General features: G+C 23.9%; 19 protein-coding genes. 7 read left to right on the forward strand and 12 right to left on the reverse strand.

Going from position 1 to position 15,043, the window contains the following annotated elements; translation table 11 throughout:
- The 4 genes from DDW03_RS01945 to DDW03_RS01960 all read left to right on the forward strand — a co-directional run.
- On the forward strand, positions 1-424 hold a 424-nt coding region (locus DDW03_RS01945; RefSeq protein ID WP_228615384.1), incomplete at its 5' end, for a hypothetical protein.
- Positions 425-426: 2 nt separating this feature from the next.
- A complete protein-coding gene (locus DDW03_RS01950) occupies positions 427-771 on the forward strand; it encodes a 50S ribosomal protein L35ae (RefSeq protein WP_228615385.1) in 345 nt (114 codons plus the stop codon).
- The gene (locus DDW03_RS01955) at positions 764-1,429 is read left to right on the forward strand and encodes a metallophosphoesterase (protein ID WP_228615386.1); all 666 of its coding nucleotides are present in this window, start codon (positions 764-766) and stop codon (positions 1,427-1,429) included. The genes DDW03_RS01950 and DDW03_RS01955 overlap by 8 nt, the downstream gene beginning before the upstream one ends.
- 169 nt (positions 1,430-1,598) lie before the next feature.
- Entirely contained in the window at positions 1,599-2,750 is a 1,152-nt protein-coding gene (locus DDW03_RS01960) for a DEAD/DEAH box helicase (RefSeq protein ID WP_228615387.1), read from the forward strand.
- Between the two features lies 1 nt (position 2,751).
- On the opposite strand, the gene DDW03_RS01965 is transcribed toward DDW03_RS01960, so the two are convergent.
- The 11 genes from DDW03_RS01965 to DDW03_RS02015 all read right to left on the reverse strand — a co-directional run bounded on the left by DDW03_RS01965 (position 2,752) and on the right by DDW03_RS02015 (position 10,666).
- A complete protein-coding gene (locus tag DDW03_RS01965; RefSeq protein WP_228615388.1) occupies positions 2,752-4,047 on the reverse strand; it encodes a transcriptional regulator in 1,296 nt (431 codons plus the stop codon).
- 516 nt (positions 4,048-4,563) lie between these two features.
- Positions 4,564-5,832: a hypothetical protein gene (locus tag DDW03_RS01970; protein ID WP_228615389.1), complete on the reverse strand. Its 1,269-nt coding sequence runs from the start codon at positions 5,830-5,832 to the stop codon at positions 4,564-4,566.
- Positions 5,833-5,880: 48 nt separating this feature from the next.
- Positions 5,881-6,639 carry an exosome complex exonuclease Rrp41 gene (locus DDW03_RS01975; RefSeq protein ID WP_228615390.1) on the reverse strand — a complete coding sequence of 253 codons (759 nt, stop codon included), beginning with the start codon at positions 6,637-6,639 and terminating at the stop codon, positions 5,881-5,883.
- Positions 6,640-6,641: 2 nt separating this feature from the next.
- Positions 6,642-7,241 carry a KH domain-containing protein gene (locus DDW03_RS01980; RefSeq protein WP_228615391.1) on the reverse strand — a complete coding sequence of 200 codons (600 nt, stop codon included), beginning with the start codon at positions 7,239-7,241 and terminating at the stop codon, positions 6,642-6,644.
- 1 nt (position 7,242) lies between these two features.
- Positions 7,243-8,349 carry a CBS domain-containing protein gene (locus DDW03_RS01985; RefSeq protein WP_228615392.1) on the reverse strand — a complete coding sequence of 369 codons (1,107 nt, stop codon included), beginning with the start codon at positions 8,347-8,349 and terminating at the stop codon, positions 7,243-7,245.
- A 37-nt stretch (positions 8,350-8,386) separates the two neighbouring features.
- Positions 8,387-9,034: a hypothetical protein gene (locus DDW03_RS01990; RefSeq protein WP_228615393.1), complete on the reverse strand. Its 648-nt coding sequence runs from the start codon at positions 9,032-9,034 to the stop codon at positions 8,387-8,389.
- Position 9,035: 1 nt separating this feature from the next.
- A complete protein-coding gene (locus DDW03_RS01995; RefSeq protein WP_228615394.1) occupies positions 9,036-9,305 on the reverse strand; it encodes a hypothetical protein in 270 nt (89 codons plus the stop codon).
- Positions 9,269-9,640: a hypothetical protein gene (locus DDW03_RS02000; protein WP_228615395.1), complete on the reverse strand. Its 372-nt coding sequence runs from the start codon at positions 9,638-9,640 to the stop codon at positions 9,269-9,271. Before DDW03_RS02000 ends, DDW03_RS01995 begins: the two co-directional genes overlap by 37 nt.
- Complete coding sequence (locus tag DDW03_RS02005; RefSeq protein ID WP_228615396.1) at positions 9,637-10,218, reverse strand: hypothetical protein; 582 nt, start codon at positions 10,216-10,218, stop codon at positions 9,637-9,639. The genes DDW03_RS02000 and DDW03_RS02005 overlap by 4 nt, the downstream gene beginning before the upstream one ends.
- A gap of 26 nt (positions 10,219-10,244) precedes the next feature.
- Complete coding sequence (locus tag DDW03_RS02010) at positions 10,245-10,457, reverse strand: ferredoxin (protein ID WP_228615397.1); 213 nt, start codon at positions 10,455-10,457, stop codon at positions 10,245-10,247.
- The gene (locus DDW03_RS02015; protein ID WP_228615398.1) at positions 10,457-10,666 is read right to left on the reverse strand and encodes a ferredoxin; all 210 of its coding nucleotides are present in this window, start codon (positions 10,664-10,666) and stop codon (positions 10,457-10,459) included. Before DDW03_RS02015 ends, DDW03_RS02010 begins: the two co-directional genes overlap by 1 nt.
- A gap of 52 nt (positions 10,667-10,718) precedes the next feature.
- Between DDW03_RS02015 and DDW03_RS02020 the strand changes: the two genes are divergently transcribed.
- The 3 genes from DDW03_RS02020 to DDW03_RS02030 all read left to right on the forward strand — a co-directional run bounded on the left by DDW03_RS02020 (position 10,719) and on the right by DDW03_RS02030 (position 14,264).
- On the forward strand, positions 10,719-11,249 hold the full coding sequence (locus DDW03_RS02020) for a PD-(D/E)XK nuclease family protein (protein ID WP_228615399.1): 531 nt from the start codon (positions 10,719-10,721) through the stop codon (positions 11,247-11,249).
- 130 nt (positions 11,250-11,379) lie between these two features.
- On the forward strand, positions 11,380-12,297 hold the full coding sequence (locus DDW03_RS02785; RefSeq protein ID WP_338140603.1) for an NFACT RNA binding domain-containing protein: 918 nt from the start codon (positions 11,380-11,382) through the stop codon (positions 12,295-12,297).
- Between the two features lie 35 nt (positions 12,298-12,332).
- Positions 12,333-14,264, forward strand: a complete 1,932-nt coding sequence (locus DDW03_RS02030; RefSeq protein WP_228615400.1) for a COG1361 family protein — start codon at positions 12,333-12,335, stop codon at positions 14,262-14,264.
- 111 nt (positions 14,265-14,375) lie between these two features.
- Here DDW03_RS02030 and DDW03_RS02035 read toward each other — a convergent pair whose 3' ends face one another.
- Complete coding sequence (locus DDW03_RS02035) at positions 14,376-14,903, reverse strand: type 1 glutamine amidotransferase family protein (RefSeq protein ID WP_228615401.1); 528 nt, start codon at positions 14,901-14,903, stop codon at positions 14,376-14,378.
- Between the last annotated feature and the right edge of the window lie 140 nt (positions 14,904-15,043).

The raw sequence follows: 15,043 nt of genomic DNA on the forward strand, positions 1-15,043 counted from the left end.
AATGCCAATAGAATATAATGGATTGGAAAATTTGGAAAATGATATTAAGAATTATAAGGAAAAGAAGTATGATATAATTGAAATGGAAAAATTAAAAGAATCTTTATTATATCATATTAGAAATATAAGAAATTTAATTGAAGATAAGAGGGAAGAAATATTATTGAGATTTAAATATTCAATAATTGATAAAGAAAAAAATAAAAACTATGATCTATATTTGTCAAAATCTAAATTATATATAGTAACAGAAAATGGAATCGATATATATGATTATAATGGGAATAAAATCGGTACATTTAATGATCCAAAATATAGGGAAGAAATGATTAAAGACATTAGCAAAGATGGTTTAAATTATTTAGACAATAATGTTATTAGTGCACTAAATAAAATATTTAAAGATTATTATATATCAAAATAGAGATGAAGGGAATAATATTAAATTATAGGATGGGTAGGCATCATATATATCCAAATCAAGTAATAGTAAAATTTGAAAATATAAACAATAAGTATGAGGCAAGTAAATATATTGGAAAGCATGTAATATGGGTAAGTCCAGGAAAGAAAATTTTTATTGGAAAAATTGTTGATATACATGGAAATAAGGGTAATTTAAGGGTTAGATTTAATAAAGGAATACCTGGACAAGCTTTGGGAGATATCGTTTTATTAATTGATAATATAGATAAAGTAAAGGAAATAAGGGAAAAAATAAAAAATGCAAAGGATATAAATCAAATAAGGAGTATTTTAATTAATGCTTAAATTTACTGGAACTGAAGGTTTAATATTTTTTGATAAAATTTTGGTTATTTCTGATCTACATATTGGTATAGAAAGGGAATTATATAAAAAGGGGATAAATATTCCTTCCCAAGTAAATTACTATATAAATAAAATAAAGAAAATTCATGAAAAATATAAAATAGAGTATTTAATAATTGATGGAGATTTAAAACATAATATACCTGAAACAACTTTACAAGAAATGTCGGATATTCCTTATTTTATAAATGAAATTTCTCAATATTTCAAGAAAATATATATAATAAAGGGGAATCATGATGGAGATATTGAAGAATTAATTAATGGAATAAATAATGTTAAAATTTTGAAGGCATTAAAAATAAAAAATGTTGTATTTACTCACGGAAATTTAAATACAAAATTGAAAGGAAAATATTATGTTATTGGGCACCATCATTTTGCAAAAAGTATTTCTACAAGTATTGGAGAAAGCATATATGAAAAAGTTTTTGTAATTGGATATAAAGATAATAAAGTAATTATAATTTTACCTGCATTTTCTGATTTAGCTGGATTATGGGATGTTGGGGAATTTCAAGGTCCAATTGCAAAGGGAATAAAAAAATATGAAGTATATACTTTAGACGGAATTTTAATTGAAGAAAAGGAAATATAAAAATTTTAATATTGTACAATATGTCAATTTTATTTATTAAATTAATTTATTTTTTGAGATTTTTTTAATTTATATAATTAATTGAAATTTTAATATTTTTTAAAAGAATTTTTCAATATTTTTATAATGCTATATTTATAAAAAATTTTTAGAAAAATATAAATTATCTATGACATATAAACTTAATAAAAAAGTAGAAGAATTGTTCTTTGAAAGATTCAAAGATTTTACTCCAATTCAAAAAATAGCAATTCCAGAAATATTAAGTGGAAATAATACTTTAATTGTTGCACCTACAGGATCTGGAAAAACAGAGGCTGCAATATTACCAGTATTTTCAAAAATATTGGAATTAAAGGAAAAAGGGATTGAAAATCAATTGTTGGGAATTTATATATCACCATTGAGAGCATTGAATAGGGATTTATTGGATAGAATAAAATGGTGGTGTGATAATTTAGGAATAACTGTTGCAGTAAGACATGGGGATACTGAAGAAAAGGAAAGGGCAAGATTATCTAAAAAACCTGTAGAATTTTTAATAACAACGCCAGAAACTTTCCAAATATTATTTTTAGGAAAAAGATTAAGAGAACAATTAAAAACAATAAAATATGTTATTGTAGATGAATTACATGAATTATTAAATGAAAAGAGAGGAATACAACTATCTTTAGGTTTAGAAAGATTGGTAAATTATGCTGGAGAATTTCAGAGAATTGCATTATCTGCAACAATTGGAGATTTGGATGAAGCTGCAAAATTTATTTTTGGATATAGGAATTATAAAATTGCATATTGGTATGCGGAGAAAAAATACCATATAGAAGTATATTATCCAGAAATTAGTGAAGAAGATTTGGAATTGGCAAAGAAATATAATTGGAATCCAAAAATAGCATGGAGTTTAAGGAAAATAAAGGAAATATTGGATAAACATAGATCTGTAATAATATTTGTAAATACAAGAGAAATGGCAGAATTATTATCTTCAAGATTTAAGGTTTGGTTACCAGAATATAAGATTGAAATACATCATAGTTCTTTATCAAGGGAGGTAAGGGAAAGAAATGAAAAATTATTTAAGGAAGGGAAAATTAAGGCAATTATTGCAACATCTTCTTTAGAACTTGGTATAGATATTGGATATGTAGATGCTGTTATTCAATATAATTCACCCAGACAGGTTACAAGGTTAATACAAAGGATCGGAAGAGCAGGTCATAAATTGCATGAAGTATCTATTGGATATATAATTACAACAGATATAGACGATTATGCAGAAAGTTTGGCAATTAAAAAATTTACATTGGAAAAATAAATTAATGAAGAAGCTTTTCTAAAAATTGTATCCTTCTATTAACTAAATTTTTTAATTCTCTTATATAATTTTTTGATTTATTTAATGCAGAGAATATACCTATTTCATATTTCCTATTATCAGGATCATTGAAAATGTGTCTAAGTCTCAATTCAATATTTCTTTTAAATGCATCTTCAAATTCATCAAACCTCATCAATAATGTTTCTACTTTTCTATATTCATTTATTGTATCTTGTATATCTTTAAATATTTGACTATATGGACCTCCTTGTGAATGAAAAATAAATATATAGCTATAATGCAGTAGATTTTCTAGTTTTGATTTATGACTAGCAAGATATTTAAGATTATCAATTATTTTTTGTATCTCCTCATAAAGATCTTTTGTTGATTTTTCAGTATCTAATATCTCTGATTTATGCATACGACCTCTTATTTTTATTAAAGTGTTAATAAAATTGTCTTTTTCCTTTATTTGCTCGGGTGAAAGAAGATTCTGATTTTGAAGCTGGTTAAAGTATATCTCACATCTATTTATAAAATTATTAATAAATGCTCTGTATGCATTTTCTAATTCAGATAAAGTAGTTTCGAATTTTGCATTTGCATTGCTAAGTTGATTGTTTATATTTTCTATATCATTATCAATTTTTTCTCTTCCTTCTTCCAGATATTTTATATCTTGTTCAGAAAGATCTTTTCTTGCTTTCTTTAATTCCCCTTCTACTTTTAATAACTCTTTTTCTACATTAGCTACAAAGGATTTAGCTGCATAATGGAAGCTTTTTCCATAAGAAATTGTAGCTCTTCCAAAGAAAAATAAAGCTATTAATACAAGTATTAATAAAATAAATCCGTAAAGATTAAGTAAAAATGGTATAGCATAACCTATTGCTATTGCAGAAAATGCGCTTAGAGCAAATACAAATAATATTTTTGATTTTCTCATTGTTTCACTTTCAGTTATTTTAGCTCTTTGTATAAATATTTCAAAAAGATATGTATATATTGCAATAAAGAATAAAGTAGTTATTAAAAATATTACAATAGTCCAAACATAAGATGGTACTCCATTAATAGATAAAAAATTAGCTAAATATTGACCCGCGGTTGAATAACCATTAAACGAAGAGTTAATAAGCTCTTGGATAATCAAGTTCGATTCTAAACTACTTACTTCATTATTTTGTCCAGATGTTGTTTGTGAATACACTGAATAAATAAACCCTATTAAGAATAGGATAGTAAATATGGGTATTCGTAGCTTCTTATTAATATTTTTTGTACCTTCCATTTTGTTATATAAATTTGTTGAAATTTATAAATTATTTCCTTACAACTATAACAAAAAAGGAATAAACATAGAAAAAATTAAATAAAAATATTAAATAAATAAAAAAAGTTATAATGTAGTGGCTTTATATGTATTCGGGATTTTTTCTTCATAACTTCTTTTATTTCTAAAACATTTTCTAATGCTAAATTTAAGGTAATATTTAATTCTTTACTTGAAATTTCGTATTTTTATAGTTTAGAAAGAATGGTAAATTATGTTGCGGAATTTTAAAGGAAAGAATTTTTCTTTAATATCTAAGAATGAAAAATTAAAATGAATTTTGTAAAATTTATTTAAATTTTTTGGATTAGATGTAAGATGGGGAAAGGCATCTTATCAATAGATCTTTCTAAAGATTTGAGCTTTTTAAATGTAATTTTATCATTTTAATTTCTTTTGATAATTTTAAAGTTCTATAATTAGATTTGTAAATAGTTCGATAAGAATATAACACTTTATGCAAATTATAGTTAATTAACGTATTCTAAAAATTTTTAAAATACTTATAGATAATCTAAGTATTCTAGCGGTCAGGAATAATAATCTTTTTGGATTTCCCCTAAATCTACGTAAATAAAGTAAAAGTTTAGATAATTTTTTTATAGATCTACGAGTTTTAGATAATATTTCCATTCTTTTTAATGGAGATATCCTTGGATTTTTAGAAATAGCAGCGGTGGAGTTTCGCATTATTTGTATTTCTTTTATTAGAGCTCTTTTATTATTATTATTTATAGGTAAAAGAGAAACAGTATTAGTATCTATATTTAAAGTGTTATTTATTTCATTTGCATATTTCCTACTAATAGTTTCTGCAGAAATTAACAATCTATTTAAATCTGCGAATATTTTCTGACCTTCTTTGTATGTAGTATTTAATCTCGTAATCAAGTCGTTTAGTATTTTTCTTAATACTATCAAATACTTTGGTGTAAATTTATTTGTTCTAAATATTCTATTTCCAAATCTTCTTAATAAAGAAATATTGCTAAACATAGTACTTATTATTCTACTTAACTGTTTGGTTTTATATATAGCATTATTATATATTATATTGAATTTTGATGAATAAGCTACTAACATATGTTGAGTTAATCTTTCATTTTCGGTTTCTTTTAATAGTTGGAATATTATATTATTTAGAGTTTCTATATCTTTTTCTATAGAATTTAGTAAGTTTCTTATGTAAGGATGATTTAATATTCTATTTAGTTTATATATATCTTTTAAAATTTTATTTTCATTATTAAAAAAATTTCTAATATCTGATGTTGTTCTTGAAAAAATACTTCCTAATCCAGGATTAATCTTACTTAAGCTTTCTTTAAGACTTTCTAATTTAGATTTACCAATTCTAAATACTTTTATTATAAATGCAGTAATTAATATAGGCATAACAAAAGGCCAAAAGAGGTATGTAAGTATTAAAGATATCAATGCTGAGATTAGCAATTTTTGGGATTCGGGAGCTAAACTATTAAAAATATTTAAGAATCTTCTAAATATAAAAAATAAAGCAAAAAAGGAGATTATATATGGTAAATTTTCTAAAATAATTGGTGCCAAAGGACCTAAATATTGAGAAAGAATATTAGCAGATGATTCTAATAATTGTTTATCTAAATATAATGTACCTATAGATTCATTATACCATGTATAAATATAATTATTTGATTGTGAATAAATATTAGTAAAGTTTAGGATAAAAGTTAAGATCATCAGATATTTATAATTTCTTCCCATAATGATCTAAAAATATTTTATACTTTATAAAAGTTGTTATAAAAAATACTAATAAATAAAATTACCTGATGAAGATAAATGCTTTAATATATTACTTTTCATTAAATTCTTTATTTCTAAAGCTTTTTCTAATGCTAAATTTAAAGCATCATTTAATTCTCTATTTGAAATTTCTCCATCCAATTGTATTAAAGTAAATTTTTTCTCCGAAGGAATTATTGCAACAGGTATATCTGTAGCTCTTCCTTCTCCATAATATTCTATATATTTTGATTTTTCAGGATCTTTCCTTAATTTTTCTGAATCATAATCTTCTTCTTCTTTGTTTAAATCTACAACAATTTTTTCTCCAACCTTTCCAACTGCCAAACCTATTACTAAATCTTTCATTGGAATACCTGCTAAAGATAATGCCAAAGATGCAGCATTTATACTTGCAGTCCTTGTTCCAGCATCTGCATTTAATATTTCAATATATATATCTATAATACTTCCAGGAATTTCTTCTAATAATAATGCGGGCTCTAATGCTCTTTTAATTACTTCAGATAATTCAATTTCTCTTCTACCTGGTGTAGGTTTTTTCCTTTCAGGTGTAGAAAATGTTAGCATATTATATCTAACCCTTAAGAATGCTTTTTCATAATCTAAAGACATTTTTGAAGGTTTTGGCCCATATACAGCAGCTAATGCAACAGTATCACCAAAAGAAAATATTGCAGATCCTTTTGCATTATCTATTACATTTAACTTTATATTTATTTTTCTTAATTCATTATATTCTCTACCATCAAATCTTTTTACCATTTTTATTTATTTTCCAAAATTTCTTTAACCTTTTCAGTTAAACCCCTTTTATATGAATTATTTATAATGAATCTAATAATATCTACTGCCTTTGATACTTCATTTATATCACCATTTAAATATATTCTACCATTTTTTCCAATTATTATGTCAATTTTTAAATATTGTTTAATTAAATTTAGCATTGAAGAATTTTTTCCAATTACTCTTGGAATTCTTGCAGGATCTACCTTTAATATTAACCCATCATTTAATTTTTCCTTTTTCTTAATATCCAAATCTATTAATTTATTCTTTGTCATTCTTACAATTTGACATAATATATAATCCCCATAAGTATATATATCATTTGGATCCATTCCAATATCTTTTAAAGATAACTTTCCTATATATGGGGAATTTATATCAACTAACCATCCATTAGATAATACATCAATTACTTTTCCAATTACAATATCATTTACTTCTGGCATGTAATATCCAAAAAGCCTTGTAGTTTTATCCTCATTTACTAATAATATATATTTTGAATAATAATTATTTTCTCTTTCATATGAATTATTATCTTTTTTCTTTAAGTTATCTCCAGGTATTAATATCATCTTATAGATAATATATTATATCATTTTTAAACATGCTCTCAAGCATATACTTCTCCTCATTTTTGTGTTTTATTTTTTCTGCTTCATTTTCTAATATAGAAAATACATCTTTTATTGTTGAATATAGATCATATCCATGATCATCAATTGAAAATTTACCATTATTATATATTAATTTTGCTCTAATTTGGTAATATATTTTTTTATTTGCTTTATCTTCATTTACCTTTTTAATATGTATTAATAATCTTATATTTTCTCCTAAAACATTTCTATATTTTTTATAAAATCTCTCATACATTTTCTTTATATAACTTATATCAATTTCATCTAAAGGTATTCCATGAACAACTAAATTATACTCTTTTTCCTTTTTATATTGTAAATAATTTATTAATATATCTTTAGCAGTTATTATTCCAACCAAATTTCCATTATCCAATATTGGTAATGAAAATACCTTATTTTCTATCATTAAATTAATTATTTTCTCTATATCATCATCTTTATTTGCAAATATTAATTTATTGCTCATTATAGATTTTATTTTTATATCAAAATCTTTCTCATTTGGTGTTCTTATATTATTACTATTATCAATTAACATATATTTTAGAATATCTGTTAATGAAATTATTCCAGATACTTTATTATTTTTATCTAATACTATTAATCTTGATATACCCTTATCTTTCATTATACCAATTGCTTTTTTAATATTTTCATCTTCATATATTGTATAAGCTTCATTTATTATTTCATTTAGATTCATTTTTCTCAATATTTCTTTATCATTCAGTATTTCCTTTAATACATCATATATATTAACCACCTTTATTTGTCCATCTTCTCTTACAAAAGTTACTCTAGAATTAGAATTAATTAATTTCTCTACAATATCTATTATATTATCAGTTTTTAATGGTTTTATTTTATTTACTATTTTTTCAATTTTTGTATCTGGCCTATATAAATATCTAATTGCTTTAGAATTTTCTAAAACTCCAATAGGTTTTCCATTATTATCTGTTACAATTATATCTTCTCCCTTTTTTATATATTCAACAATATCTCCAATTTTTTTATCTTTAGATATAAATACTGCCATTAATCTATATAATAAAAAATTTTTAAATGATTATTTTCTATCTTTTTGTATGTTCTGGTAATTCATATAGAGCTTCTGCAGGTGCTAGGATAAAGTATTTCTTCTTACGTTTCTTCTTTGGATGTTCTTCTTTGTGATATACCCAATATATAGCTGCAATTATAAATCCTATTATTATAATGAATGGTAGTAAACCAGTATATATCAATGCAAGGAATATTTCTATTATTATATTTTGAGCAGTTGCTCCAAATCCGTTAAAATCTGTTGAAGATGCATATAAAAATGCAAATAGAACTGTAAGAGTTATAAATCCAACAATAACATTATGCGAATATTGTTTATATCTTTGAAATTCCTCATCTTCCTCCTCTTTGTATGGTTCTGATATACCTGCCATTAATGCAATTATCATTAAAATAAAAAATATAACGAGTACTTCAAAGAAAAAGAATGATATAAAGTTTGATGTAAATATAACATCTGATATATTATATAAATAATAGAATGTTATGACGATAGAAATTATTGCATAAAATTTTTCTTTATTTGGATTATCCTTTCCAAACAAACCAGTTTTTCTAAGAGATCCATATAATAGTGAAAATACTAATAAAAATGGTGCTACAAATGTAAATACACCATATTCTGAAAATAAAGTATAAATAAAGGATGATAGATCCATTTTATCTAGACCTTAATATTATTGGGCCTCCAGTTCCTTCCTCTTCTTCCTCTTCCTTTTCTCCACCACCTACTATCCACATTAATACCATAAATATAAGCACAAACATAATTAATAATGCTAAAATACCCGATTGCATAAGGTAATTAAGTGTAAATAATAATAAAGATACTATTGGTGATGAAGTAGATCCTGCTATGCTTAAAGAATTTATTGCTAACCATAATATTATTCCTACAATAAGAAATGCAAAAAAAACGCTCTTAACCATGAAGGTATCTTTTTATTTGTAATTGCTAATACAATTACTATTAAAGTAAATCCAATTATAGCTATAGTAGCGCTGGGAATAAAAGATAATAACCATCTTACTAAATTTTGATTATATATTGATAAAAGGGCAAATCCGAAAGAAAATAATGCATTTAATTTTCTACCTACATCATCATCAGGACTTACTTTTAATAAGTTAGATAATTCTAATATCATGAATACCAAAGAAAATATTAATAAAAATGGTAAAACAAAATCTATAAATCCATATTGTGATAACAATTGATTAAAATTTGCTGGATTAAAATTTATTTGTGGTATTTGATTTATCATCTTGATTGTGAAGGTCCAGATCCTTGGCCTTTTGAAGGTTTTATAGCCCAATATGCTATTCCAAACATTATTGCTAGAATTATTATTGTTTCTATAAATGGTTCTAATGAAGAAAGTACTGAAGATGATGCTGATGCTGCTGAAGCAACATAATTAAATAAACCGAGTGTAAATATTACTATCAATGTAAATATAATTATTGCAAATGTTAATAATATCATTCTTGTTCTATTACCTATTTGTATTTCTCCACTCTTTTCTTCTCTCTGTAAAAATGGAGAAATTGCCAATATAAGGAAAAATACTGTTAATAAAAATAATACTATATATGGAATTAATGTTCTTAATGATAATACAACATTTGCAGATCCAACTATGAAAAATCCTGTAGATGCAGATACAATTGATAATAAACTTCTTGTAACTCTCCCTTTATCACCTTCAGCAAAAGGATCACCCAATATTTTATACTTACTTAATATACCATACATCACAGCATAAACTAATAGAAATGGTAATATAACATTGAAGAATCCCAGGTTATTCAATAATGTTATAAATGTATCATAAAAGGCCATATTTAAAAATAATATTTCATAATTTATTAATCTTTATCTAATATTTCCTGATAATATATAGCATTTGTGGGGCATGCATTTGCAGCAGTTTTTATATCCTCTATATCTTCTTCAGAGGAAATTATATTATTTTTTATTACTATTCTATTATTTTCAATTGAAAAAATATTCTTATTTATTAAATAGCATGCAAGACAATTTATACATTTACTATAATCAATATCTACTATATATTTCATTAATCATTAATCTCTTCTACTTTAACTGAATGTGTTGGGCATGCAACTTCAGCATCTTTAGCTTTTTCTATTAGATTTGGATCTTCAATAATTTCAATTTTTGCTTTTGATTTTCCATCAGAATCAAATTCATATATTTCTGGTGCAATTGCAATACAAGTTCCGCAACCAATGCATGTATCTTTATTAATCCATGTTTTTATTTTCATCTAAAATATATCGCCGTTATATTTTATAAATATTTAAAACATTAAATAGAGCGTGGAAATAAATGATATTTTTGTTAGAGTAACAGATATAACAGATTATATTTTCTGTCCTAGAAAAGTTTATCTGAAAAGAGTTTTAGGATATTCTGAAGAAGATACTGAACAAAAAATATTTGGATCAATTGTTCATTCTTTATTTGATAAAATAAATGAGAAGGAACAAGAAATAATATTTAATATAAAAGAGTTTGTAGAATATGAAAAAATATTAAATTTATATGAAAATTTTTTAACAGAATTATTAGAAGAATCTATAAAGGAATTTGAAGAACAAATAAAAAATTTGAATTTAGATAAAAACGATATAAAAATAAGGGCATATAGTTATGTAATAAAGGATATAGAAGATAGAGCAAAAAATGTATATAATTTTATGAAAGAAAATGATTTATATGGGATAGAATTATGGGAATTCTTAGAACCAAAAATAAAGACAGAACTTGATGTTACATCTTTAAAATATAATATAGTTGGAAGGATAGATAGATTGGAAATATATAAAAAAGCATATAATACCTTATGAAATAAAATCTGGATTTTTTAGGAGAGAACATATTACACAATTATATTCATATTATTTATTATTAAAGGATGAATTTCCAAATTATGATATAAGGAAAGGTATATTATTATATGCAAGAGATAATCGAAAAATGGAAATAGAATTTAGAAATAATAATGAAATAAAGAAAATACTTGATATAAAAGATAAAATAATTGATATGATTGATAAAAAAGAAGATCCTGGAAAGAAATTTTCTGAAAAATGCAAAAAAAATGCGCATTTTATAATATTTGTTGGAAAAATGGAAATAAAAATTGATACTAGAAAAAGTATATATGAAAATATAAATGAAATATATGAGAAAATAAAAGAATTAAAAAATAAAAAGCAAAAGATAGAGAATTTGATAAAAGAATTGGAAGAAAAATTGAATAATATTGAGGAAAAAATAATTATTGAAAAAAAGAAAGAAGAGATTAAGAGAAATAAAAAATGGTATGAGAAATTTAGATGGATGTTTACAACAAATAATTTTCTATTAATTGCCGGAAAAGATTCTATTACAAATGAAATTATTATAAATAAATATTTAGAAAAAAATGATTTAGTATTCCATGCGGATATTATAGGATCCCCCTTTGGTATATTAAAAAATGGAAAAAATGCAAGTGAAATAGATATATATGAAGCTGCAAAATTTGTTGGATCATATTCTAGGGCATGGAAAAATAAATTATCCTCTATAGATGTATATTATGTATATCCAGATCAGGTATCAAAAAAGACACCTTCTGGAATGTATTTAAAAAAAGGATCCTTTATGATATATGGAGAGAAAAATTATATAAAAGTGAATTTAGAAATTGCATTGGCTTTTGAAGATTATAATATTATTCCAGGAGTACCTGAAAGTATAAAAGATAAATATAAAAGATATGTTATATTAATTCCAGGAAATAAAAAACCAATAGATATTGCAAAACAGTTGGAAAATATTTTTAAAGTTGATTACAATATTATATTAGAATACCTTCCTGGTGATAGTGATATACTATACCTCAAGTAATAACATTTATAAACTTTTCCATAATAAGTTAAATTATGGATAACAAAGTAGTAGTAACAATAAGAAGATTGTTTAGTTTTTTAATGGGGGTAGTATTATTAGGATTGGGAGTACATTCACAATCAATAATAATAGAACCACAGACACAAACAATATTAGCAAATGCAGCAAATAATTTAACATTTATAGTAAAGTTATATGGAGTAGAACAGACACCCGAAGAGGCAAATTTGTACTTTAATATATATGCACCAAATGGACAGTTAATATACCAATATTATGAACCAATATCAGTATGTACAGGATTAAATATATATCAAGTATCAGTAAATCCATTAGAATTAGAAAATTTAGTACAACAATATAGTTCAGCAAGTTCATGTTCATCTTATACATGTTCAGTACAACAATATAATAATTTCACAGTACAAGCAAATGTAACATTATTATATCCATCAGGTTTAGAATATGTAACAGCAAGTCAAACATATAATTTAACATTCGTACCATATAATTTAACATTATCATTAGTACAATTACCAGAAGTAATTTCACAACAACAAGCAGAACAATATGGAATAAGTGTACAATCAGTAGTATATTTACAAAATGTTGAAACAAGTATACAGTCATCTACATTAACATTAACATTATATGATTCGCAAGGAAATATTGTATATCAAACACAGGAAAATGTAAATCTACAACCAGGAGAAAATTTATTAACTGTAAATATACCAAACTATTATTTAGAAAATGTACAAGGAGAAATGTATGTATTAGAACAATTGAATGTTGTACTATCTAGTGGGCAAGTATTAACACAACAAGCAGAACAATCATTCTATATATCAAATAATCAAAATGGACAAAATATACAGGTAATTTCAATATCACCAAACTTTAATGCATTGCAAAATTTAGTAAACTCCATATATAATGTAGAAGTATTGATGGAGAACCCAGGTTATCAAACAGTAAATGCAACAGTTCAAATGTTATTATATGACCAATATGGAGATTTAATATATAATTTACAAAGTTCACAAATAATATCTCCAGGTTCTCAGGGAGAAGTAACATTACCATTAGATACAGCATCATTACAGCCAGGATATTATACATTGATATTATATGTATATCAAAATGGAGCAGAAGTATATCAATATAAATATACAATAACAGTAAACGCACAAGAAATACAACCAGTAGATGTATTAAGTGTATATTCAAATACATTTAATGTAAAACCAGGACAATTTGTAGAATTATATGTAAATTTAGAATCTAACTTACCAATGGATATACAGGTACAACCAATAGTAGAATCACAGCAATTAAATATATTCCAACAATTATCAACAGTAACATTATCACCAAATCAAGTAACACAATTACCAGTAGTAATATATATTCCAGGAAATTTAACAGCAGGATATTATCCAATAGAATTTGTATTCAATTATAACGGAATATCACAAACATATACATATAATTTATATGTAAATGGAAAAGTAATAGTACCAGAACCAATAAGTGCATCATTGGTTGGATATTTACCATTAAAGTATGGACAAAATTCAACAATATACTTAGTAATAAGCTCAAATACAACACAGATATATAATTTATTAATACAAGCATATGCTGTTGGAGGAGAAGTATATCCAGAACAACAAGAAGTACAAATAGGAGGTACATATACTGAACAAATACCATTGAATGTAACTGCAGAAAGTGATAATGTAACAGTATATGTAAATATAATAGATCAGCAAACAGGACAATTATTATATTCATTAAATGAAACATATTCAGCATCTCAAGCACCTTCAATATCATTGCCATCATCAGCATTAATATTCTGGATATTAGTAATATTAGCAATAATAATAATAGCTGCAGTATTAATAGAATCAAGAAGGGGAGGTAAAAAGGAAAAGGAAAAGGAAAAAGCTGAAGAATAATTTTTTATCTGTTAGCTTTAATTCATCATTTTTCAGCCTGGGACGGTTTCTTCATTTTGTGCCCCTACTAACTCAACCTTTTTCATCTATCTAAGGTTACCCTAGTAGGGGCTATATATATTCTAAAAAATTAATTATTATATCTTTATTTAAAACTTCTGGATGGAACAATGAAAAATATATATTTTTATATTTATATAATACAGGAATATTTTCTACCTTTCCAATTATATAAAATTTATCATCAATCTTTGGAATTTTTGTTATTAAAAAATATGCCTCAAAATCTTTATCAATTATTATATCTTTATTTATTACTTTTACATAATATTTTCCAATCAATTCTTTATTCTCAAAATCATAATTTAATAATTTTGTTAATATTTGGCTTCCAGAACATATTGCAAGAGTTTTTATATTATTTTCAATTATAAATTCAAAATTTTTTATGTAATTTAAATAATCAAAATCCATTATTGCAGTACCTGTTATTATTATTTTTTCAAAATATTCATTTATTTTATCTTTATATGAAAAAACTTTATAATTAATGTTTAGATTTTTTAAAATATTTATTATTGGATATAAAAATTCATATTTTGATAGTTCTTCTTTATTTGTATGAATTATCCCAATCATTCTAAATAAGCATTCTTTATAATATATTCTGCATAATTTTTTTCTACCTTTATTTCATAATCTTTTATTATTATCCTTTTCTTAAATAATTCTTAATATCATTTTCCAAATTTTCCAATCCATTATATTCTATTGGCATT

The organism is Candidatus Nanobsidianus stetteri, from assembly GCF_003086415.1.
GTDB classification, from domain to species: Archaea; Nanobdellota; Nanobdellia; order Nanobdellales; family Nanobdellaceae; genus Nanobdella; species Nanobdella stetteri_A.

Bases quoted from the DNA above. Each gene is read 5' to 3' on its own strand.
- DDW03_RS01950 (WP_228615385.1), top strand. From the start codon at position 427: ATGAAGGGAATAATATTAAATTATAGGATGGGTAGGCATCATATATAT.
- DDW03_RS01955 (WP_228615386.1), top strand. From the start codon at position 764: ATGCTTAAATTTACTGGAACTGAAGGTTTAATATTTTTTGATAAAATT.
- DDW03_RS01960 (WP_228615387.1), top strand. From the start codon at position 1,599: ATGACATATAAACTTAATAAAAAAGTAGAAGAATTGTTCTTTGAAAGA.
- DDW03_RS01965 (WP_228615388.1), bottom strand. From the start codon at position 4,047: ATGGAAGGTACAAAAAATATTAATAAGAAGCTACGAATACCCATATTT.
- DDW03_RS01970 (WP_228615389.1), bottom strand. From the start codon at position 5,832: ATGGGAAGAAATTATAAATATCTGATGATCTTAACTTTTATCCTAAAC.
- DDW03_RS01975 (WP_228615390.1), bottom strand. From the start codon at position 6,639: ATGGTAAAAAGATTTGATGGTAGAGAATATAATGAATTAAGAAAAATA.
- DDW03_RS01980 (WP_228615391.1), bottom strand. From the start codon at position 7,241: ATGATATTAATACCTGGAGATAACTTAAAGAAAAAAGATAATAATTCA.
- DDW03_RS01985 (WP_228615392.1), bottom strand. From the start codon at position 8,349: ATGGCAGTATTTATATCTAAAGATAAAAAAATTGGAGATATTGTTGAA.
- DDW03_RS01990 (WP_228615393.1), bottom strand. From the start codon at position 9,034: ATGGATCTATCATCCTTTATTTATACTTTATTTTCAGAATATGGTGTA.
- DDW03_RS01995 (WP_228615394.1), bottom strand. From the start codon at position 9,305: ATGGTTAAGAGCGTTTTTTTTGCATTTCTTATTGTAGGAATAATATTA.
- DDW03_RS02000 (WP_228615395.1), bottom strand. From the start codon at position 9,640: ATGATAAATCAAATACCACAAATAAATTTTAATCCAGCAAATTTTAAT.
- DDW03_RS02005 (WP_228615396.1), bottom strand. From the start codon at position 10,218: ATGGCCTTTTATGATACATTTATAACATTATTGAATAACCTGGGATTC.
- DDW03_RS02010 (WP_228615397.1), bottom strand. From the start codon at position 10,457: ATGAAATATATAGTAGATATTGATTATAGTAAATGTATAAATTGTCTT.
- DDW03_RS02015 (WP_228615398.1), bottom strand. From the start codon at position 10,666: ATGAAAATAAAAACATGGATTAATAAAGATACATGCATTGGTTGCGGA.
- DDW03_RS02785 (WP_338140603.1), top strand. From the start codon at position 11,380: ATGGAAATAGAATTTAGAAATAATAATGAAATAAAGAAAATACTTGAT.
- DDW03_RS02030 (WP_228615400.1), top strand. From the start codon at position 12,333: ATGGATAACAAAGTAGTAGTAACAATAAGAAGATTGTTTAGTTTTTTA.
- DDW03_RS02035 (WP_228615401.1), bottom strand. From the start codon at position 14,903: ATGATTGGGATAATTCATACAAATAAAGAAGAACTATCAAAATATGAA.